Consider the following 16,846-nt stretch of genomic DNA (forward strand, 5'->3'; position numbering starts at 1 on the left):
TGCCGGCTCGTGGGTCTCCGGGCTCCGCCCGGAGGAGGGCGCCCCTCGGGGGCGCGGGGAACGGCGCGAGCGACCACCACCGGACCGGTGGTCCGGAGACTCGCCGCGGGGGCTGGGCCCGCAGGCCCGGCGCGCCGCGACGACGGCTGGTCGCGCAGTTCCCCGCGCCCCTTGCGGGGCACGGTCGTACGCGGCGGACGCGAAGATCCCGCTGTCCGCCGGTGGCACTCAGTACTGCTCGGTCTCCACGAAGCCCGCGTCGACGTCGTCATCGGCGCCGAAGGCGTCGGCGGCGGCGGTCGGGTCGAATCCGGGCGGGCTGTCCTTGAGGGCCAGGCCCATCCCGGCGAGCTTCGCCTTGACCTCGTCGATCGACTTCGCACCGAAGTTGCGGATGTCGAGCAGGTCCGCCTCGGAGCGGGCCACCAGCTCGCCCACCGAGTGGATGCCCTCGCGCTTGAGGCAGTTGTAGGAGCGGACGGTGAGTTCCAGCTCCTCGATCGGCAGCGCGAGGTCCGCGGCCAGGGCGGCGTCCGTCGGGGACGGGCCCATGTCGATGCCCTCGGCGTCGACGTTCAGCTCGCGGGCCAGACCGAACAGCTCGACCAGGGTCTTGCCGGCCGACGCCATGGCGTCACGCGGCCGCATGGCCTGCTTGGTCTCGACGTCGACGATCAGCTTGTCGAAGTCGGTGCGCTGCTCGACACGGGTCGCCTCGACCTTGTAGGTGACCTTGAGCACCGGGCTGTAGATGGAGTCGACCGGGATACGGCCGATCTCCTGGCCCTGCTGCTTGTTCTGCACCGCGGAGACGTAGCCGCGACCGCGCTCGACGGTCAGCTCCATCTCCAGCTTGCCCTTGGCGTTGAGCGTGGACAGCACCAGGTCGGGGTTGTGCACCTCGACACCGGCCGGCGGCGCGATGTCGGCGGCGGTGACCACACCCGGGCCCTGCTTGCGCAGGTACATCACGACCGGCTCGTCGTGCTCCGAGGAGACGACGAGCTGCTTGATGTTGAGGATGAGGTCGGTGACGTCCTCCTTGACGCCCGGCACGGTGGTGAACTCGTGCAGGACCCCGTCGATCCGGATCGAGGTGACAGCCGCACCCGGGATCGAGGAGAGGAGCGTACGACGCAGGGAGTTGCCGAGGGTGTAGCCGAATCCCGGCTCCAGCGGCTCGATCACGAACCGGGAGCGGAACTCGTCGACGACCTCTTCGGTCAACGAGGGACGCTGAGCGATCAGCATGTGTTCGGTCCTTCAGTCGTGGGCGCCCGCTATTTGACGCCCCCTGTACTACGAGGGTACGGGTGGCGCGGCCGAACCGTCCGAAAACGGCGGCCGCACCACCCTCCACCTGCGAACTTCTACCCGACTACTACTTCGAGTAGAGCTCGACGATGAGCTGCTCCTGCACCTGGGTGTCGATCACCTGGCGCTCGGGCAGGCTGTGCACGAGGATCCGCAGCTTGCCGGCGTTGGCCTCGAGCCACGCGGGCACGGTCTTGTCGCCGGCCTCGCCCTGCGCCACCGCGAACGGGGTCAGGTTACGGGACCGCTCGCGGACCTCGACGATGTCGTTCACGGACACGCGGGCCGACGGGATGTCGGTCTTGCGGCCGTTGACGGTGATGTGTCCGTGCCGGACCAGCTGACGGGCGTGGTCACGGGACTTGGCGAAGCCGGCCCGGTACACCACGTTGTCGAGGCGGGTCTCGAGGATGCGCAGAAGGTTCTCACCGGTCTTGCCGGTCTTCTGGTTCGCTTCCTTGTAGTAGTTCACGAACTGCTTCTCGAGGACACCGTAGATCCGCGCGCACTTCTGCTTCTCACGAAGCTGGAGAAGGTACTCGCTGTCCTTGGTGCGCCCGCGCCCGTGCTCACCCGGGGGGTAAGGACGGATCTCGATCGGGCACTTCGCGCTCTCGCACTTAGCTCCCTTGAGGAAGAGCTTCTGCTTCTCCCGACGGCAACGCTTGCAGTCGGCCCCGGTGTAACGCGCCATTGTCTCAGTTCTCCTGTATCAGCTGGTCAGACGCGGCGGCGCTTCGGCGGGCGGCAGCCGTTGTGGGGGGTCGGGGTGACGTCCTGGATCGAGCCGACCTCGAGGCCCGTGGCCTGGAGGGAGCGGATCGCGGTCTCACGGCCGGAGCCGGGGCCCTTCACGAAGACGTCCACCTTGCGCATGCCGTGCTCCTGCGCGCGGCGGGCAGCCGACTCGGCGGCCATCTGCGCGGCGAAGGGGGTGGACTTGCGCGAGCCCTTGAAGCCGACGTGCCCGGCGGAGGCCCAGGAGATCACGTTCCCGGCAGGGTCGGTGATCGAGACGATGGTGTTGTTGAACGTGCTCTTGATGTGGGCGTGCCCGTGAGCGACGTTCTTCTTTTCCTTGCGGCGCACCTTCTTGGCTGCGCCCTGACGGCCCTTAGGAGGCATGTGTCGGTTCTCCCGGTGGAGGTGGTCGGTCCTACAGCGAAGACCGCTGATGGGGTCTGGCTGTCGGACTACTTCTTGCCCGGCTTCTTCTTACCGGCGATCGCGCGACGCGGGCCCTTGCGGGTGCGGGCGTTGGTGTGAGTGCGCTGGCCGTGGACCGGCAGGCCCCGACGGTGGCGCAGACCCTGGTAACAGCCGATCTCGACCTTGCGGCGGATGTCGGCCTGGACTTCACGGCGGAGGTCACCCTCGGTCGTGTAGTTCTCGTCGACCCACTTGCCGATCTTGACGAGGTCTTCCTCGGCAAGGTCGCGGACGCGGATGTCGGGGTTCACACCGGTGTTCTTCAGGATCTCCTGGGCGCGCGAGCGCCCGATGCCGAAGACATAGGTGAGGGCGATCTCCACGCGCTTCTCGCGCGGGAGGTCAACGCCTGAGAGGCGTGCCATGTGTGTGGCTCCTGATGTTTGCGGAGGTCTTCCGCAGCTCCGGTTCCCGTCCGCCGTACCAGGTACGAAACGGGTCCCCGGCCTCCACCGGGGGTGTCATCCCCGTACCGGACGGGGATGGGAGATGCGTATGAACGCGTGTGCGTCGCGCGAAGTTCTGCTGGTGCAGGGGTGGTCGGCGGGCGTCAGCCCTGGCGCTGCTTGTGGCGCAGGTTGTCGCAGATGACCATGACCCGGCCGTGGCGGCGGATCACCTTGCACTTGTCGCAGATCTTCTTGACGCTCGGCTTGACCTTCATGGGGCTGAGGTTCTCCGGGTCGTGTGTGAGATCTACAAGCGGGTTACTTGTATCGGTAGACAATCCGTCCGCGCGTCAGGTCGTACGGAGACAGCTCCACAACGACCCGGTCATCCGGGAGGATCCGGATGTAGTGCATCCGCATCTTGCCGCTGATGTGCGCGAGGACCTTGTGACCGTTCTGCAGCTCCACCTTGAACATCGCGTTCGGCAGAGACTCGATCACGGTGCCCTCGATCTCGATGGCGCCTTGCTTTTTGGCCATGTCCTGCTTTCGGGATCGGCTACCGGGGTCGGCTCCGGACATGCCGGAAGACACGCGGGGCCGACATATGATTCTACGGCAAGGCCCCCGGAAACACGAATCGGGAGTATGCCCACCGTGCGTGATCGTTATGCACGGCGGTGGCCCGGAGGCGGGCCGGGTCTAGGAAAGCGGGTCCGGGGCCGTGGTGACGCCGTACTCCGCGAGCTTCGCCTTGCCGCCGTCGGGGGCGGTGAGGACCAGGGGGCCCTGCTCGGTGAGGGCGATGGTGTGCTCCCAGTGCGCCGACCACGAACCGTCGTCGGACTTCACGGTCCACTCGTCCTCGAGCACGTGCGTGTGCGGAGTGCCCAAAGTCACCATCGGCTCGATCGCCAGGCACAGCCCGGGCACCAGCCGGATGCCGCGGCCGCGCTTCTTGGTGACGTAGTTGAGCACGTGCGGGTCCATGTGCATCTGGGTGCCGATGCCGTGGCCGCCGTACCCCTCCACGATGCCGTACTTGCCCGAGGCCGGGCGCGGCTGGCGGCGGATGTAGGACTCGACCGCGTGCGAGATGTCGTCCAGCCGGGCGCCCTTACGGAAGGCGGCGATCCCGGCCCACATGGACTCCTCGGTGACCCGGCTCAGCTCCGCCAGCTCCGGCGCGTGCCCGGTGCCCACCAGGCAGGTGAACGCCGCGTCGCCGTGCCAGCCGTCGACGATCGCGCCGGCGTCGATGGCGATGATGTCGCCGTCCTTCAGCACCGTCACGGAGTCCGGGATGCCGTGCACCACCACGTCGTTGACCGACGTGCAGATGTTGCCGGGGAAACCGCCGTACCCCAGGAAGTTGGGCTTGGCGCCGTGGTCGGCGATCACCTTCGCGGCGACCTCGTCGAGATCCTTGGTGCTGGCGCCCGGCACGGCCGCGGCACGGGTCGCCTCGTGGATCGCCGCGACGACCAGACCGGCCTCCCGCATCTTCGCGATCTGCTCCGCGGTCTTCAGCTCCACCATCGCGGCTGATGCCTTCCTGCTGCCGTCATCCTTGCTCTTACCTGCCGTCACCAACCATACGGCCGTGGTGCCCGTCGGGGCACCACGGCCGTATGACGCATCACACACCGCTGGGCTAGGCGCTCTTCTCGCTGTCCGCGCCCGCGTGCAGCGCCGCCATCGCCCGTCCGGTGACCTCGGCCACCGGGCCGAGCGCCGAGATCGTCACCACAAGGCCCTGCTTCTTGTAGTAGTCGATGATCGGCTCGGTCTCGCGGTGGTAGATCTCCAGCCGGTTGCGCACCTTGTCCGGCGCGTCGTCGTCACGCCGGTACAGCTCACCGCCGCACTCGTCGCAGACGCCTTCGGTCTTCGGCTGCTTGTACTCGACGTGGAAGACGTGCGCGCTGTCGTTGCGGCAGATCCGGCGGCCGGCGATCCGCTTGACCACCTCGTCCTCGGGGACCTCCAGGTCCAGCACGCCGTCGAGCGCGATCTCGTGCCGGGCCAGGTAGGCGTCCAGCGCCCGCGCCTGGTGCTCGTTGCGCGGGAAGCCGTCCAGCAGGAAGCCCTCGGAGGCGTCGGGACGGTCCAGCCGGTCCTCGGCCATCCCGATGGTGACCTCGTCGGGCACCAGGTCACCGGCGTCCATGTATGCCTTCGCGCGCTTGCCCAGGTCGGTGCCGCGGTTGATGTTGGCCCGGAACAGGTCGCCCGTGGAGATGTGCGGGATCGACAGGTTCTTGGCCAGGAACGCGGCCTGCGTTCCCTTGCCTGCGCCGGGCGGCCCGACCAGGACGATACGCATCAGCGGAGGAACCCTTCGTAGTTACGCTGCTGGAGCTGGCTCTCGATCTGCTTCACGGTCTCCAGGCCCACACCGACGATGATGAGGATGCTGGTGCCGCCCAGCGGGAAGTTGCCGTTGCTCCCGTTGAAGATCGCGATGGCGACCGTCGGTACGAGCGCGATCAGACCCAGGTACAGCGAACCGGGCCAGGTGATCCGGTTGAGCACGTAACTCAGGTATTCAGCGGTGGGACGACCGGCCCGGATACCCGGGATGAACCCACCATACTTCTTCATATTGTCGGCTACTTCTTCGGGGTTGAAGGAGATCGCGACGTAGAAGAAGGCGAAGAAGACGATCAGCAGGAAGTACGCGGCCATGTACGCCGGGTGGTCGCCCTTGGTGAAGTTGCGCTCGATCCACTGTGCCCAGCCGGCCGTCGACCCGGAGAACTGCACGATCAGCGCCGGGATGTAGAGCAGCGACGAGGCGAAGATGACCGGGATCACACCGGCCTGGTTGACCTTGAGCGGGATGTAGGTCGAGGTGCCGCCGTACGACCTGCGGCCGATCATGCGTTTCGCGTACTGCACCGGGATACGGCGCTGGGCCTGCTCGACGAAGACCACCAGGCCGACCATGGCCAGGCCGATCAGGATCACCGCGAGGAACTCGACCCAGCCGCCCGCGATGGTGCCGGACACCTTGATGCCCCACAGCGAACCGGGGAAGCCGGCGGCGATGGAGACGAACATCAGGATCGACATGCCGTTGCCGATGCCGCGGTCGGTGATCAGCTCGCCCAGCCACATGATCATCACGGTGCCCGCGGTCATGCAGGTCACCATCGTGACGGTCGTGAAGATCGACTGGTTCGGGACGATGTCGTTGCCCTTGGTGCAGGTCGAGAAGAGGTTCCCGGACCGGGCGGTCGCCACCAGACCGGTGCCCTGCAGGATCGCCAGCGCGACCGTCAGGTACCGGGTGTACTGGGTGATCTTGGTGGTACCGGCCTGGCCCTCCTTCTTCAGGGCCTCCAGCCGCGGGATCACCACGGTCAGCAGCTGCAGGATGATGCTCGCCGTGATGTACGGCATGATCCCGAGCGCGAAGATCGTGAGCTGGAGCAGGGCTCCGCCACTGAACATGTTGACCAGACCGAAGAGGCTGTTGTTGCCCTTCGTCTGCTTCACACAGTCGTTGACGACGCCGAAGTCGATACCGGGCACCGGGACGTGCGCGCCCAGCCGGTACACCACGATGATGGCCAGCGTGAAGAGCAGCTTCTTGCGCAGGTCGGGCGTCCTGAACGCCCGGGCGAACGCGGTGAGCACGGTGCCTCCTGCACCCCCCGCGCCACGGCGGAAGGACGGTCTCTGGTGAGATTTCTGACGGATAGGGGCCACGCCACCTTACCGGCGAGGTGCCCCCGGTAGGAATGACCCATCGGCCAGGGAAAATTCACAGAAATGAACGACCGGGGACGCCCTGAGGTACTGGGCGTCCCCGGTCGGGTTGCACATCCGGGCTCAGACGAGCTCGGTGACGGTGCCACCGGCAGCGGTGATCTTCTCCTTGGCGGAGCCGGAGACCGCGTCCACGGTCACCTGCAGCGCCACGGAGACGTCGCCGGAGCCGAGCACCTTGACGAGCTGGTTCTTGCGCACGGCACCCTTGGCGACCAGGTCGGCAACGGTGACCTCCCCACCCTCGGGGTAGAGGGCGGCGAGCTTGTCCAGGTTCACGACCTGGTACTCGGTGCGGAACGGGTTCTTGAAGCCCTTGAGCTTCGGGAGCCGCATGTGGAGGGGCATCTGCCCGCCCTCGAAGCGCTCCGGAACCTGGTAACGGGCCTTGGTGCCCTTGGTGCCACGACCGGCCGTCTTGCCCTTGGACGCCTCGCCGCGACCCACACGGGTCTTGGCGGTCTTGGCGCCCGGAGCCGGACGGAGGTTGTGCACCTTGATCGGGTTGTCACCCATGATCAGTCGACCTCCTCGACCGTGACGAGGTGGCGGACGGTCTGGACCATGCCGCGGATCTCCGGGCGGTCCTCCTTGACCACGACGTCGTGCAGGCGCTTGAGCCCGAGCGAACGCAGGGTGTCACGGTGGTTCTGCTTGCTACCGATGTAGGACTTGGTCTGCGTGACCTTGAGACGCGCCATCACACACCGACCCCGGCTCGGGCGCGCAGCAGCGCGGCCGGCGCGACATCCTCGATCGGCAGACCGCGGCGGGCGGCGATCTCCTCGGGCCGCTGAAGGCCCTGGAGCGCGGCCACCGTGGCGTGCACGATGTTGATCGCGTTGTCCGAGCCGAGGCTCTTGGACAGCACGTCGTGGATGCCCGCGCACTCCAGCACGGCACGCACCGGGCCACCGGCGATCACACCGGTACCGGGGGAAGCCGGCTTGAGCAGGACGACGCCCGCGGCCTTCTCGCCCTGGATCGGGTGCGGGATGGTGCCCTGGATACGGGGGACCTTGAAGAAGTGCTTCTTGGCCTCCTCCACACCCTTGGCGATGGCGGCCGGCACCTCCTTGGCCTTGCCGTAACCGACACCGACGGTGCCGTCACCGTCGCCCACCACGACCAGCGCGGTGAAGCTGAAGCGACGACCACCCTTCACAACCTTGGCGACGCGATTGATCGCGACGACCCGCTCGACATAGGCGGTCTTCTCGGCCTGCTGGCCGCCGTCCCGCCGGTCCTTACGGTCCCGTCGCTCGCCGCCACCGGCACCGCTTCCGCGGCGCTGGGGTCCAGCCATTGGAATTACCTCTCGATCTCTTCGGCGTTTCTCCGCTAGCTAACGGAACCGGGTCAGAACTTCAGACCGGCTTCGCGGGCGGCATCCGCCAGGGCGGCGATCCGCCCAGCGTACTGGTTGCCGCCACGGTCGAAGACGACAGCTTCGACGCCCTTGGCCTTCGCACGCTCGGCCACGAGCTGGCCGACCTGCTTCGCCTTGGCGCTCTTGTCGCCTTCACCGCCACGGATGGACGCGTCGAGGGTCGACGCCGACGCGAGCGTGTGGCCCGCGAGGTCGTCGATGACCTGCGCCACGATGCCGCGGTTGGACCGCGTCACCACCAGGCGCGGACGCTCGGACGTACCGTTGACCCGCTTGCGGACCCGGATGTGACGGCGCTTGAGCGCCGCACCCTTGTACGCCTTGCCCTTGGCAATCTTGACACCGTATGCCATGGCTACTTACCAGCCTTTCCGACCTTGCGGCGGATGACCTCGCCGGCGTACTTGACGCCCTTCGCCTTGTACGGGTCAGGCTTCCGCAGCTTGCGGATGTTGGCGGCCACTTCGCCGACCTTCTGCTTGTCGATGCCCTCGACGGAGAACTTCACCGGGGACTCGACCTTGAAGGAGATGCCCTCGGGGGCTTCCACGACGATCGGGTGGCTGTAGCCCAGCGCGAACTCCAGGTTGGAGCCCTTCGCCTGGACGCGGTACCCGACGCCGCTGATCTCAAGGGACTTGCTGTAGCCCGCGGTCACGCCGGTGATCATGTTCGCCACCAGCGTGCGGGACAGGCCGTGCAGGGCCTTCGAGACACGCTCGTCGTTGGGGCGGGTGACCAGCAGCACGCCGTCCTCGCCCTTCGCGATCTCGATCGGCGCGGCGACGGTGTGGGTGAGCGAGCCCTTGGGGCCCTTCACCGCAACCGTGCGGCCGTCGATGGTGACGTCCACTCCGGCGGGAACCGAGATGGGCAGCTTGCCGATACGCGACATTGCTCTACCTCTCTTTCCCGGTTACCAGACGTAGGCGAGGACTTCCCCACCCACGCCCTTCTTCTGCGCCTGCTGGCCGGTGAGCAGACCGTGCGACGTGGAGATGATCGCCACGCCGAGGCCGCCCAGCACCCGAGGCAGGTTGGTGGACTTTGCGTAGACCCGCAGACCCGGCTTGCTGATCCGCTTGATGCCGGCGATCGAGCGCTCGCGGTTCGGGCCGAACTTCAGCTCGAGGACGAGGTTCTTGCCGACCTCGGCTTCCTCGACCTTCCAGCCGGTGATGTAGCCCTCCTGCTGGAGGATCTCCGCGATGTGCGACTTGATCTTGCTGAACGGCATCCCGACTTCGTCGTGGTACGCCGAGTTCGCGTTCCGCAGACGGGTCAGCATGTCTGCGATGGGGTCGGTCATGGTCATGAGTTGGCCCTGGGCCTCTCTCGCCGGGGTTTCCTGTCTGCTCCGTCCCTCTCCCCCGGCCGGAGCCGGGAGCGGGTGTGGAGCGGGGACCTACGGCGTAGTGGATCGGGTCCTGATGTCCGGGAGAGGACTACCAGGAGCTCTTGGTCACGCCCGGCAGCTCACCACGGTGCGCCATCTCACGAAGGCACACGCGGCACAGGCCGAACTTGCGGTAGACGGAGTGCGGCCGGCCACAGCGCTGGCAGCGGTTGTACGCGCGCACAGCGAACTTGGGCTTGCGAGCCGACTTAGCGATCAGAGCCTTCTTCGCCACGGTCAGTTCTCCTTGAACGGGAAGCCGAGGTGACGAAGCAGGGCACGACCCTCGTCGTCGTTGGTCGCCGTGGTGACCACGGTGATGTCCATGCCCCGGACCCGGTCGATCTTGTCCTGGTCGATCTCGTGGAACATGACCTGCTCCGTGAGACCGAAGGTGTAGTTGCCCCGGCCGTCGAACTGCTTGGGCGACAGGCCGCGGAAGTCGCGGATACGCGGCAGCGCCAGCGACAGCAGGCGGTCCAGGAACTCCCACATCCGGTCACCGCGAAGGGTGACGTGGGCACCGATCGGCTGACCCTCCCGCAGCTTGAACTGCGCGATGGACTTGCGAGCCTTGGTGACCTGCGGCTTCTGGCCGGTGATCGTGGCGAGGTCGCGGATGGCGCCCTCGATCAGCTTGGAGTCGCGGGCGGCGTCGCCCACACCCATGTTGACCACGATCTTGGTGAGACCGGGGATCTGCATGACGTTCTCGTAGGAGAACTGGTCACGCAGCTTGCCCGCGATCTCCTCGCGGTAGCGCGTCTTGAGACGCGGAGTGGTGCTGGTGGTAGCGGCACCTGAAGTAGCAGTAGTCATCTCAGATGTCCTCACCGGTCCGCTTGGCAACGCGGATCTTGGTGCCCTCGTCGTCGAAGCGGTAGCCGACGCGGGTCACGACCTTCTTACCGTCCTTCTCAACAACCAGCTGCACGTTGCTGATGTGGATCGGCGCCTCGGTGGTGATGATCCCGCCGGTCTTGGAACCGCGGTCGGTCTGGCCGGCCTTGGTGTGCTTCTTGACCCGGTTGACACCCTCGACCAGGACCCGGTCCTCGCGGGGGTAGGCCACGATGACCTTGCCCTGCTTGCCCTTGTCCTTACCGGTGATGACCTGGACCAGGTCGCCCTTCTTGATCTTCATCGGTTACAGCACCTCCGGCGCGAGCGAGACGATCTTCATGAACTTCTTCTCGCGCAGCTCGCGGCCCACCGGGCCGAAGATGCGGGTGCCGCGGGGGTCACCGTCGTTCTTCAGAAGGACGGCGGCGTTCTCGTCGAAGCGGATGTACGAGCCGTCCGCGCGACGGCGCTCCTTGACGGTACGGACGATGACGGCCTTGACGACCTCGCCCTTCTTCACGTTGCCACCGGGGATCGCGTCCTTGACGGTGGCGACGATGACGTCACCGATACCCGCGTAGCGGCGACCCGAGCCTCCGAGAACACGGATGCAAAGGATCTCCTTGGCACCAGTGTTGTCGGCGACACGAAGTCGCGACTCCTGCTGGATCACGTCTATCTCCTGTTTGTCTGCCGGTTCCCGGCGGCGCCGCGCGTACTGCGCGGCGCCACCGAGCCTGGCGGAACCGTCCTGCGGGGGATCCCGCAGGAATTACTGGGCTACTTGGCCTTCTCGAGAATCTCGACGACGCGCCACCGCTTGGTGGCGGACTGCGGCCGGGTCTCCATCAGGAGGACGCGGTCGCCGATGCCGGCGGCGTTCTGCTCGTCGTGGGCCTTGAGCTTGTTGGTACGGCGGATGACCTTGCCGTAGAGCGCGTGCTTCACACGGTCCTCGACAGCGACCACTACGGTCTTGTCCATCTTGTCGCTGACCACCAGACCCTCACGGGTCTTGCGGAAGCCGCGCTGCTCTGCAGTTTCAGTCACATTCTTCTCGCTCATCAGGCGCTCTCCACCGTCTCGATGCCGAGCTCACGCTCACGCATGAGGGTGTAGATCCGGGCGATGTCCTTGCGGACGGTCTTGAGCCGGGTGTTGTTCTCAAGCTGTCCGGTGGCCGCCTGGAAGCGGAGGTTGAACAGCTCCTCCTTGGCCTCGCGCAGCTTGTCGAGGAGGTCCTCGTCGCCAAGCTGACGCAGCTCGGTCGCCTTGGTACCGGCCGCCATCACGACTCACCTGCCTCGCGCCGCACGATGCGGCACTTCATCGGAAGCTTGTGCGCGGCGCGGGTGAGCGCTTCGCGGGCAATCTTCTCATTCGGGAAGGACAGCTCGAACATCACCCGACCGGGCTTGACGTTCGCGATCCACCACTCCGGCGAACCCTTACCGGAACCCATGCGGGTCTCGGCCGGCTTCTTCGTCAGCGGACGGTCCGGGTAGATGTTGATCCAGACCTTGCCGCCGCGCTTGATGTGGCGGGTGATGGAGATACGAGCGGACTCGATCTGCCGGTTGGTCACGTAGGCGGGGCTGACGGCCTGCAGGCCGTACTCGCCGAACGCCAGCTCCGTGCCGCCCTTGGCCATACCGCGCCGGGTGGGGTGGTGCTGCTTGCGGTGCTTGACCCTACGGGGGATCAGCATGGTACTTAGCCTTCCGTTCCGGGGGTCTCAGCAGCCGGAGCCGCCTCGACGGGAGCGGGCGCCTCGGCCTTGGCGGCCGTGGGAGCTCCGTCCGTCTGGGGACGACGGCCGCGGCCACCGCGCTCGCCACCGCGGCGCTGCGGACGCTCGTTGCCACCGCCGCGGGCCGGGCGGTTACCCGCGCGGGCAGCGGCGTTGTCGGCGCGGACCTCGGCGATGTTCTTCACGTCGCCCTTGTAGATCCACACCTTCACACCGATCCGGCCGAAGGTGGTCTTGGCCTCGAAGAAGCCGTAGTCCACGTTCGCGCGCAGGGTGTGCAGGGGCACACGGCCCTCGCGGTAGAACTCCGAGCGGGACATCTCGGCGCCGCCGAGACGGCCACCGCACTGGATCTTGATGCCCTTGGCGCCGGCCTTCAGCGTGCCCTGCATGCTCTTGCGCATGGCACGGCGGAAGGAGACGCGGGAGGACAGCTGCTCGGCGACCGCCTGGGCCACCAGCTGCGCGTCCATCTCGGGGTTCTTGACCTCGAGGATGTTCAGCTGGACCTGCTTGCCGGTCAGCTTCTCGAGGTCACCGCGGATGCGGTCGGCCTCCGCGCCGCGACGGCCGATGACGATGCCCGGCCGGGCGGTGTGGATGTCGACGCGGACGCGGTCGCGGGTGCGCTCGATCTCCACCTTGGAGATGCCGGCCCGCTCCATGCCCTGCGTCATCATCCGGCGGATGGCGACGTCTTCCTTGACGTAGTCCTTGTACAGCTTGTCGGCGTACCACCGGGACTTGAAGTCCGTGGTGATGCCGAGCCGGAACCCGTAAGGGTTAACCTTCTGGCCCATTACCGGGTCCCTTCCTTGCTGGCAACGACCACGGTGATGTGACTCGTCCGCTTGCGGATGCGGTAGGCGCGGCCCTGGGCGCGCGGCCGGAACCGCTTCAGGGTCGGACCCTCGTCCACGTACGCCTCGCTGATGTACAGCGACTCGGCGTCCGTGTGGTCGTAGTTGTGCGCGGCGTTGGCGATGGCGCTGTCCAGCACCTTGCCCACGGGCTCACTCGCGGCCTGCGGCGTGAAACGCAGGACCGCCTGAGCCTCCGTGGCGTTCATGCCACGGATGAGGTCCACCACGCGGCGGGCCTTCATGGGCGTGACGCGGATATACCGCGCCTGGGCCCTGGCTTCCATGGTTGTCCCTTCAGTGTCTGTCATGGTCGGTCGCTTCTCGCCGCTGGTCAGCGACGCCGCGCCTTGCGGTCGTCCTTCTCGTGACCGCGGAAGGTGCGGGTCGGCGCGAACTCGCCGAGCTTGTGGCCGACCATCGACTCAGTGACAAACACCGGGACGTGCTTACGGCCGTCGTGCACCGCGATCGTGTGGCCCAGCATGGCCGGGACGATCATCGAGCGGCGGGACCAGGTCTTGATGACGTTCTTGGTGCCTGCTTCGTTCTGGACGTCCACCTTCTTGCTCAGGTGGTCGTCGACGAAGGGCCCCTTCTTGAGACTGCGCGGCATCTAAACCCGCTCCTAGCGCTTCTTGTTCGTCTTGCGGCGGCGGACGATGTACTTGCTGCTCGCCTTCTTGGGAGAGCGCGTACGACCCTCCTTCTGACCCCAGGGCGAGACCGGGTGGCGACCACCGGAGGTCTTGCCCTCACCACCACCGTGCGGGTGGTCCACCGGGTTCATGGCGACACCGCGGACGGTCGGGCGAACGCCCTTCCACCGCATACGGCCGGCCTTGCCCCAGTTGATGTTCGACTGCTCGGCGTTGCCGACCTCACCGATGGTGGCGCGGCAGCGGACGTCGACCATCCGGACCTCGCCGGACGGCATGCGAAGGGTGGCCATGTTGCCTTCCTTCGCCAGCAGCTGCACCGAGGCGCCCGCGGAGCGGGAGATCTTGGCGCCGCCACCGGGCCGCAGCTCGATCGCGTGGATCGTGGTACCGACCGGGATGTTGCGCAGCGGGAGGTTGTTGCCCGGCTTGATGTCGGCGCTGGGGCCGTTCTCGATCCGGTCGCCCTGCTGCAGGCGGGCGGGGGCGAGGATGTAGCGCTTCTCGCCGTCCGCGTAGTGCAGCAGCGCGATGCGCGCGGTGCGGTTGGGGTCGTACTCGATGTGCGCGACCTTGGCGGGCACGCCGTCCTTGTCGTGCCGACGGAAGTCGATCACTCGGTAGGCGCGCTTGTGGCCACCGCCCTGGTGGCGAACGGTCACACGACCGGCGTTGTTACGGCCGCCCTTGCTGTGCAGCGGGCGGACCAGCGACTTCTCCGGCGTGGACCGCGTGATCTCGACGAAGTCGGCGACGCTGGAGCCACGACGGCCCGGAGTCGTCGGCTTGTACTTGCGGATACCCATTTCTCAGTCCTCGGAATATTCCGGACTTCGACTCGATCCGATCCCCGTTAGGAGACCGGACCGCCGAAGATGTCGATGCGGTCGCCCTCGGCAAGGGTCACGATGGCGCGCTTGGTGTTCGCGCGCTTTCCGAAACCGGTGCGGGTGCGCTTGCGCTTGCCCTGCCGGTTGATCGTGTTGACCCCGGTGACCTTGACCTGGAAGACCGCCTCGACGGCCTGCTTGATCTGGGTCTTGTTGGCGCGCGGGTCGACGACGAAGGTGTACTTGTTGTCGTCCAGCAGCGCGTAGCTCTTCTCGGAGACGACCGGCTTGATCAGCAGGTCGCGCGGGTCCGTGAAGGTCTTGCTGGTGATCTCGGCGACCGCCACCTGCTCGGTGGCCTCGGTCAGTTCGGTCTGCTCGGCCATCAGGCGTCGCTCCCTTCGGTCTCGGCGGCGCCGTTACCGGGGACACTGACGAACCGGTCGAAGGCGGCCTTGGTGAAGACCACGTCGTCGGAGACGAGCACGTCGTACGTGTTCAGCTGGCCCGCCTCGAGGATGTGCACCTGGGGCAGGTTGCGGGCGGACAGCCACCCGGCCTCGTCGGCGCGCTCGACCACGAGCAGCAGGTTCTTGCGCTCGCTGATCTTGCCCAGCAGGGTCTTCGCGGCCTTCGTCGACGGCGCGTCGCCCTCGACCAGGTCGGTCACGACGTGGATCCGGCTGTGCCGGGCGCGGTCGGTCAGGGCACCACGCAGGGCGGCCTTGATCATCTTCTTGGGCGTGCGCTGCGAGTAGTCGCGCGGCACGGGGCCGTGCACGACGCCACCGCCGGCGAACTGCGGTGCGCGGGTCGAGCCCTGACGGGCGCGGCCGGTGCCCTTCTGGCGGTACGGCTTCTTGCCACCACCGCGGACCTCGCCACGCGTCTTGACCTTGTGCGTGCCCTGGCGGGCCGCGGCAAGCTGCGCGACGACGACCTGGTGGATCAGCGGGATGCTGACCTTGGCGTCGAAGATCTCGGCCGGGAGCTCTACGGTCCCGGCAGTGTCGCCCGCGGGCGACAGGATGTCGATGCTGGTGCTCATATCCTTCAGGCCCCCTTGGCCGCGCTGCGGACCAGGACGAGGCCGCCGTTCGGACCGGGAACCGCGCCCTTGATGAGCAGCAGGCCCTTCTCCGCGTCAACGGCGTGAACGGTCAGGTTCTGGGTGGTGACCCGCTCGTTGCCCATGCGGCCCGCCATGCGCAGACCCTTGAACACGCGGCCCGGGGTGGCGCAGCCACCGATGGAGCCGGGAGAGCGGTGCTTGCGCTGGACGCCGTGGCCGGCGCCGAGGCCCTTGAAGTTGTGACGCTTCATGACACCGGCGAAGCCCTTGCCCTTGCTCTTGCCGGTCACGTCGACCTTGACACCGGCCTCGAACACCTCGGCGGTGATCTCCTGGCCGAGGGTGTACTCGGCGGCGTCGGCGGTGCGCAGCTCCACGAGGTGGCGGCGCGGGGTGACGTCGGCCTTGGCGAAGTGGCCCTTGAGGGGCTTGTTCACCTTGCGCGGGTCGATCTCGCCGAAGGCGAGCTGGACCGACTCGTAGCCGTCGGCGTCGTTGGTACGCACCTGGGTCACGACGTTCGGGCCGGCCTTGACCACGGTCACCGGGACGACACGGTTGTTCTCGTCCCAGACCTGGGTCATGCCGAGCTTCTCGCCCAGGATGCCCTTGATCTGCTTGGTCATCTTCTCCGTGCCTCTCAGAGCTTGATCTCGATGTCGACGCCGGCCGGCAGGTCCAGGCGCATCAACGAGTCAACGGTCTTGGGCGTCGGGTCGAGGATGTCGATCAGGCGCTTGTGCGTGCGCATCTCGAAGTGCTCGCGCGAGTCCTTGTACTTGTGCGGCGACTTGATGACGCAGTACACGTTCTTCTCAGTGGGCAGCGGCACCGGGCCCGCGACCTGCGCACCAGTACGCGTCACCGTCTCGACGATCTTCTTCGCCGAGGAGTCGATGACCTCGTGGTCGTAGGCCTTGAGCCGAATGCGGATCTTCTGTCCCGCCATGGCTACTCCGTAGTCCTTGTCTCTGTCTTCCGCTCTGGCATCCGCTTGCCCGACCCACGCGGTCGGGCGTGTCGCGTCTCTCGCACATGGCTTTCCGCATGCGGAAAGGCCCTGCACCAGGGATGTGCGTGGGAGATCTCACCCACCGGATGCCTGGCCGGAGCCGCGCTGACACTTCCCGGGAGATTCCCGTACGTCCGCCCCAGTGCTGCCCCGGGGGGCAGATAAGGCGACGAGTACTGTGGGACTCGCTTCCGGTCCTCCCGACGGGAGGCGTGCAACATCGGCGCTCGACCGAGCAACTTGAGCAGTCTGCCATACCGGACGCACCGGACGCCAATCGAGCCGGGTAGCTTACCCGCGGCCCCGCCCCCGCCAAACCCGCCCTCCCCCCGTGACGGCGAGCGGCCG

The 16,846-nt window shown here is 67.0% G+C and carries 30 protein-coding genes; all 30 read right to left on the minus strand.

Annotation, left to right across the window (positions count from 1 at the left end):
* Nucleotides 1-228 precede the first annotated feature (228 nt).
* The 30 genes from C4U44_RS18240 to rpsJ all read right to left on the minus strand — a co-directional run bounded on the left by C4U44_RS18240 (nucleotide 229) and on the right by rpsJ (nucleotide 16,435).
* Complete coding sequence (locus C4U44_RS18240) at nucleotides 229-1,251, minus strand: DNA-directed RNA polymerase subunit alpha (protein ID WP_103886898.1); 1,023 nt, start codon at nucleotides 1,249-1,251, stop codon at nucleotides 229-231.
* A 130-nt stretch (nucleotides 1,252-1,381) separates the two neighbouring features.
* On the minus strand, nucleotides 1,382-2,008 hold the full coding sequence (gene rpsD / locus C4U44_RS18245) for a 30S ribosomal protein S4 (protein WP_103886899.1): 627 nt from the start codon (nucleotides 2,006-2,008) through the stop codon (nucleotides 1,382-1,384).
* A gap of 26 nt (nucleotides 2,009-2,034) precedes the next feature.
* Nucleotides 2,035-2,439, minus strand: a complete 405-nt coding sequence (gene rpsK, locus C4U44_RS18250) for a 30S ribosomal protein S11 (protein WP_006376016.1) — start codon at nucleotides 2,437-2,439, stop codon at nucleotides 2,035-2,037.
* A gap of 68 nt (nucleotides 2,440-2,507) precedes the next feature.
* Entirely contained in the window at nucleotides 2,508-2,888 is a 381-nt protein-coding gene (gene rpsM / locus C4U44_RS18255; RefSeq protein WP_103886900.1) for a 30S ribosomal protein S13, read from the minus strand.
* Nucleotides 2,889-3,073: 185 nt separating this feature from the next.
* Nucleotides 3,074-3,187, minus strand: coding sequence for a 50S ribosomal protein L36 (gene rpmJ, locus C4U44_RS18260; RefSeq protein WP_003956441.1), 114 nt, complete (start codon nucleotides 3,185-3,187; stop codon nucleotides 3,074-3,076).
* 43 nt (nucleotides 3,188-3,230) lie between these two features.
* Nucleotides 3,231-3,452 carry a translation initiation factor IF-1 gene (infA, locus tag C4U44_RS18265; RefSeq protein ID WP_003956442.1) on the minus strand — a complete coding sequence of 74 codons (222 nt, stop codon included), beginning with the start codon at nucleotides 3,450-3,452 and terminating at the stop codon, nucleotides 3,231-3,233.
* Nucleotides 3,453-3,614: 162 nt separating this feature from the next.
* Entirely contained in the window at nucleotides 3,615-4,451 is an 837-nt protein-coding gene (gene map, locus C4U44_RS18270) for a type I methionyl aminopeptidase (protein ID WP_103886901.1), read from the minus strand.
* Between the two features lie 115 nt (nucleotides 4,452-4,566).
* Nucleotides 4,567-5,238 carry an adenylate kinase gene (locus tag C4U44_RS18275; RefSeq protein ID WP_103886902.1) on the minus strand — a complete coding sequence of 224 codons (672 nt, stop codon included), beginning with the start codon at nucleotides 5,236-5,238 and terminating at the stop codon, nucleotides 4,567-4,569.
* Nucleotides 5,238-6,554: a preprotein translocase subunit SecY gene (gene secY / locus C4U44_RS18280; RefSeq protein WP_103886903.1), complete on the minus strand. Its 1,317-nt coding sequence runs from the start codon at nucleotides 6,552-6,554 to the stop codon at nucleotides 5,238-5,240. Before secY ends, C4U44_RS18275 begins: the two co-directional genes overlap by 1 nt.
* A gap of 195 nt (nucleotides 6,555-6,749) precedes the next feature.
* Nucleotides 6,750-7,202, minus strand: a complete 453-nt coding sequence (gene rplO, locus C4U44_RS18285) for a 50S ribosomal protein L15 (protein WP_407642859.1) — start codon at nucleotides 7,200-7,202, stop codon at nucleotides 6,750-6,752.
* Nucleotides 7,203-7,204: 2 nt separating this feature from the next.
* Entirely contained in the window at nucleotides 7,205-7,387 is a 183-nt protein-coding gene (rpmD, locus tag C4U44_RS18290) for a 50S ribosomal protein L30 (RefSeq protein WP_103886905.1), read from the minus strand.
* Nucleotides 7,387-7,992: a 30S ribosomal protein S5 gene (gene rpsE / locus C4U44_RS18295; RefSeq protein ID WP_031524774.1), complete on the minus strand. Its 606-nt coding sequence runs from the start codon at nucleotides 7,990-7,992 to the stop codon at nucleotides 7,387-7,389. Before rpsE ends, rpmD begins: the two co-directional genes overlap by 1 nt.
* 53 nt (nucleotides 7,993-8,045) lie before the next feature.
* The gene (gene rplR / locus C4U44_RS18300) at nucleotides 8,046-8,429 is read right to left on the minus strand and encodes a 50S ribosomal protein L18 (protein WP_103886906.1); all 384 of its coding nucleotides are present in this window, start codon (nucleotides 8,427-8,429) and stop codon (nucleotides 8,046-8,048) included.
* Nucleotides 8,430-8,431: 2 nt separating this feature from the next.
* A complete protein-coding gene (rplF, locus tag C4U44_RS18305; RefSeq protein ID WP_103886907.1) occupies nucleotides 8,432-8,971 on the minus strand; it encodes a 50S ribosomal protein L6 in 540 nt (179 codons plus the stop codon).
* A gap of 21 nt (nucleotides 8,972-8,992) precedes the next feature.
* The gene (gene rpsH, locus C4U44_RS18310; RefSeq protein WP_103886908.1) at nucleotides 8,993-9,391 is read right to left on the minus strand and encodes a 30S ribosomal protein S8; all 399 of its coding nucleotides are present in this window, start codon (nucleotides 9,389-9,391) and stop codon (nucleotides 8,993-8,995) included.
* A gap of 130 nt (nucleotides 9,392-9,521) precedes the next feature.
* A complete protein-coding gene (locus C4U44_RS18320) occupies nucleotides 9,522-9,707 on the minus strand; it encodes a type Z 30S ribosomal protein S14 (protein WP_093713218.1) in 186 nt (61 codons plus the stop codon).
* A 2-nt stretch (nucleotides 9,708-9,709) separates the two neighbouring features.
* A complete protein-coding gene (rplE, locus tag C4U44_RS18325) occupies nucleotides 9,710-10,291 on the minus strand; it encodes a 50S ribosomal protein L5 (protein ID WP_103886909.1) in 582 nt (193 codons plus the stop codon).
* Nucleotide 10,292: 1 nt separating this feature from the next.
* Entirely contained in the window at nucleotides 10,293-10,616 is a 324-nt protein-coding gene (rplX, locus tag C4U44_RS18330; RefSeq protein WP_103886910.1) for a 50S ribosomal protein L24, read from the minus strand.
* 3 nt (nucleotides 10,617-10,619) lie between these two features.
* Nucleotides 10,620-10,988: a 50S ribosomal protein L14 gene (gene rplN / locus C4U44_RS18335; protein ID WP_103886911.1), complete on the minus strand. Its 369-nt coding sequence runs from the start codon at nucleotides 10,986-10,988 to the stop codon at nucleotides 10,620-10,622.
* A 107-nt stretch (nucleotides 10,989-11,095) separates the two neighbouring features.
* Nucleotides 11,096-11,380, minus strand: coding sequence for a 30S ribosomal protein S17 (gene rpsQ / locus C4U44_RS18340; RefSeq protein WP_103886912.1), 285 nt, complete (start codon nucleotides 11,378-11,380; stop codon nucleotides 11,096-11,098).
* Complete coding sequence (gene rpmC, locus C4U44_RS18345; RefSeq protein ID WP_103886913.1) at nucleotides 11,380-11,604, minus strand: 50S ribosomal protein L29; 225 nt, start codon at nucleotides 11,602-11,604, stop codon at nucleotides 11,380-11,382. The genes rpsQ and rpmC overlap by 1 nt, the downstream gene beginning before the upstream one ends.
* On the minus strand, nucleotides 11,604-12,023 hold the full coding sequence (gene rplP / locus C4U44_RS18350; protein ID WP_103886914.1) for a 50S ribosomal protein L16: 420 nt from the start codon (nucleotides 12,021-12,023) through the stop codon (nucleotides 11,604-11,606). The genes rpmC and rplP overlap by 1 nt, the downstream gene beginning before the upstream one ends.
* 5 nt (nucleotides 12,024-12,028) lie before the next feature.
* Nucleotides 12,029-12,865 carry a 30S ribosomal protein S3 gene (rpsC, locus tag C4U44_RS18355; protein ID WP_103886915.1) on the minus strand — a complete coding sequence of 279 codons (837 nt, stop codon included), beginning with the start codon at nucleotides 12,863-12,865 and terminating at the stop codon, nucleotides 12,029-12,031.
* A complete protein-coding gene (rplV, locus tag C4U44_RS18360) occupies nucleotides 12,865-13,212 on the minus strand; it encodes a 50S ribosomal protein L22 (protein ID WP_073492408.1) in 348 nt (115 codons plus the stop codon). Before rplV ends, rpsC begins: the two co-directional genes overlap by 1 nt.
* 47 nt (nucleotides 13,213-13,259) lie before the next feature.
* Nucleotides 13,260-13,541, minus strand: a complete 282-nt coding sequence (rpsS, locus tag C4U44_RS18365; RefSeq protein ID WP_103886916.1) for a 30S ribosomal protein S19 — start codon at nucleotides 13,539-13,541, stop codon at nucleotides 13,260-13,262.
* Between the two features lie 12 nt (nucleotides 13,542-13,553).
* On the minus strand, nucleotides 13,554-14,390 hold the full coding sequence (gene rplB / locus C4U44_RS18370; RefSeq protein WP_103886917.1) for a 50S ribosomal protein L2: 837 nt from the start codon (nucleotides 14,388-14,390) through the stop codon (nucleotides 13,554-13,556).
* Nucleotides 14,391-14,437: 47 nt separating this feature from the next.
* Nucleotides 14,438-14,800: a 50S ribosomal protein L23 gene (gene rplW, locus C4U44_RS18375; protein WP_407642860.1), complete on the minus strand. Its 363-nt coding sequence runs from the start codon at nucleotides 14,798-14,800 to the stop codon at nucleotides 14,438-14,440.
* Nucleotides 14,800-15,462, minus strand: coding sequence for a 50S ribosomal protein L4 (gene rplD, locus C4U44_RS18380; protein ID WP_103886918.1), 663 nt, complete (start codon nucleotides 15,460-15,462; stop codon nucleotides 14,800-14,802). The genes rplW and rplD overlap by 1 nt, the downstream gene beginning before the upstream one ends.
* A 5-nt stretch (nucleotides 15,463-15,467) precedes the next feature.
* Entirely contained in the window at nucleotides 15,468-16,112 is a 645-nt protein-coding gene (rplC, locus tag C4U44_RS18385; protein ID WP_103886919.1) for a 50S ribosomal protein L3, read from the minus strand.
* Between the two features lie 14 nt (nucleotides 16,113-16,126).
* Entirely contained in the window at nucleotides 16,127-16,435 is a 309-nt protein-coding gene (gene rpsJ / locus C4U44_RS18390; protein WP_014144312.1) for a 30S ribosomal protein S10, read from the minus strand.
* Between the last annotated feature and the right edge of the window lie 411 nt (nucleotides 16,436-16,846).

This window comes from Actinacidiphila yanglinensis (assembly GCF_900107965.1).
Taxonomy (GTDB): Bacteria; Actinomycetota; Actinomycetes; order Streptomycetales; family Streptomycetaceae; genus Actinacidiphila; species Actinacidiphila yanglinensis.

Excerpts from the sequence above, each read along its gene's own strand:
- C4U44_RS18240 (WP_103886898.1), bottom strand. The coding sequence starts at position 1,251 with ATGCTGATCGCTCAGCGTCCCTCGTTGACCGAAGAGGTCGTCGACGAG.
- rpsD (WP_103886899.1), bottom strand. The coding sequence starts at position 2,008 with ATGGCGCGTTACACCGGGGCCGACTGCAAGCGTTGCCGTCGGGAGAAG.
- rpsK (WP_006376016.1), bottom strand. The coding sequence starts at position 2,439 with ATGCCTCCTAAGGGCCGTCAGGGCGCAGCCAAGAAGGTGCGCCGCAAG.
- rpsM (WP_103886900.1), bottom strand. The coding sequence starts at position 2,888 with ATGGCACGCCTCTCAGGCGTTGACCTCCCGCGCGAGAAGCGCGTGGAG.
- rpmJ (WP_003956441.1), bottom strand. The coding sequence starts at position 3,187 with ATGAAGGTCAAGCCGAGCGTCAAGAAGATCTGCGACAAGTGCAAGGTG.
- infA (WP_003956442.1), bottom strand. The coding sequence starts at position 3,452 with ATGGCCAAAAAGCAAGGCGCCATCGAGATCGAGGGCACCGTGATCGAG.
- map (WP_103886901.1), bottom strand. The coding sequence starts at position 4,451 with ATGGTGGAGCTGAAGACCGCGGAGCAGATCGCGAAGATGCGGGAGGCC.
- C4U44_RS18275 (WP_103886902.1), bottom strand. The coding sequence starts at position 5,238 with ATGCGTATCGTCCTGGTCGGGCCGCCCGGCGCAGGCAAGGGAACGCAG.
- rplO (WP_407642859.1), bottom strand. The coding sequence starts at position 7,202 with ATGGGTGACAACCCGATCAAGGTGCACAACCTCCGTCCGGCTCCGGGC.
- rpmD (WP_103886905.1), bottom strand. The coding sequence starts at position 7,387 with ATGGCGCGTCTCAAGGTCACGCAGACCAAGTCCTACATCGGTAGCAAG.
- rpsE (WP_031524774.1), bottom strand. The coding sequence starts at position 7,992 with ATGGCTGGACCCCAGCGCCGCGGAAGCGGTGCCGGTGGCGGCGAGCGA.
- rplR (WP_103886906.1), bottom strand. The coding sequence starts at position 8,429 with ATGGCATACGGTGTCAAGATTGCCAAGGGCAAGGCGTACAAGGGTGCG.
- rplF (WP_103886907.1), bottom strand. The coding sequence starts at position 8,971 with ATGTCGCGTATCGGCAAGCTGCCCATCTCGGTTCCCGCCGGAGTGGAC.
- rpsH (WP_103886908.1), bottom strand. The coding sequence starts at position 9,391 with ATGACCATGACCGACCCCATCGCAGACATGCTGACCCGTCTGCGGAAC.
- rplE (WP_103886909.1), bottom strand. The coding sequence starts at position 10,291 with ATGACTACTGCTACTTCAGGTGCCGCTACCACCAGCACCACTCCGCGT.
- rplX (WP_103886910.1), bottom strand. The coding sequence starts at position 10,616 with ATGAAGATCAAGAAGGGCGACCTGGTCCAGGTCATCACCGGTAAGGAC.
- rpsQ (WP_103886912.1), bottom strand. The coding sequence starts at position 11,380 with ATGAGCGAGAAGAATGTGACTGAAACTGCAGAGCAGCGCGGCTTCCGC.
- rpmC (WP_103886913.1), bottom strand. The coding sequence starts at position 11,604 with ATGGCGGCCGGTACCAAGGCGACCGAGCTGCGTCAGCTTGGCGACGAG.
- rplP (WP_103886914.1), bottom strand. The coding sequence starts at position 12,023 with ATGCTGATCCCCCGTAGGGTCAAGCACCGCAAGCAGCACCACCCCACC.
- rpsC (WP_103886915.1), bottom strand. The coding sequence starts at position 12,865 with ATGGGCCAGAAGGTTAACCCTTACGGGTTCCGGCTCGGCATCACCACG.
- rplV (WP_073492408.1), bottom strand. The coding sequence starts at position 13,212 with ATGGAAGCCAGGGCCCAGGCGCGGTATATCCGCGTCACGCCCATGAAG.
- rpsS (WP_103886916.1), bottom strand. The coding sequence starts at position 13,541 with ATGCCGCGCAGTCTCAAGAAGGGGCCCTTCGTCGACGACCACCTGAGC.
- rplB (WP_103886917.1), bottom strand. The coding sequence starts at position 14,390 with ATGGGTATCCGCAAGTACAAGCCGACGACTCCGGGCCGTCGTGGCTCC.
- rplW (WP_407642860.1), bottom strand. The coding sequence starts at position 14,800 with ATGGCCGAGCAGACCGAACTGACCGAGGCCACCGAGCAGGTGGCGGTC.
- rplD (WP_103886918.1), bottom strand. The coding sequence starts at position 15,462 with ATGAGCACCAGCATCGACATCCTGTCGCCCGCGGGCGACACTGCCGGG.
- rplC (WP_103886919.1), bottom strand. The coding sequence starts at position 16,112 with ATGACCAAGCAGATCAAGGGCATCCTGGGCGAGAAGCTCGGCATGACC.
- rpsJ (WP_014144312.1), bottom strand. The coding sequence starts at position 16,435 with ATGGCGGGACAGAAGATCCGCATTCGGCTCAAGGCCTACGACCACGAG.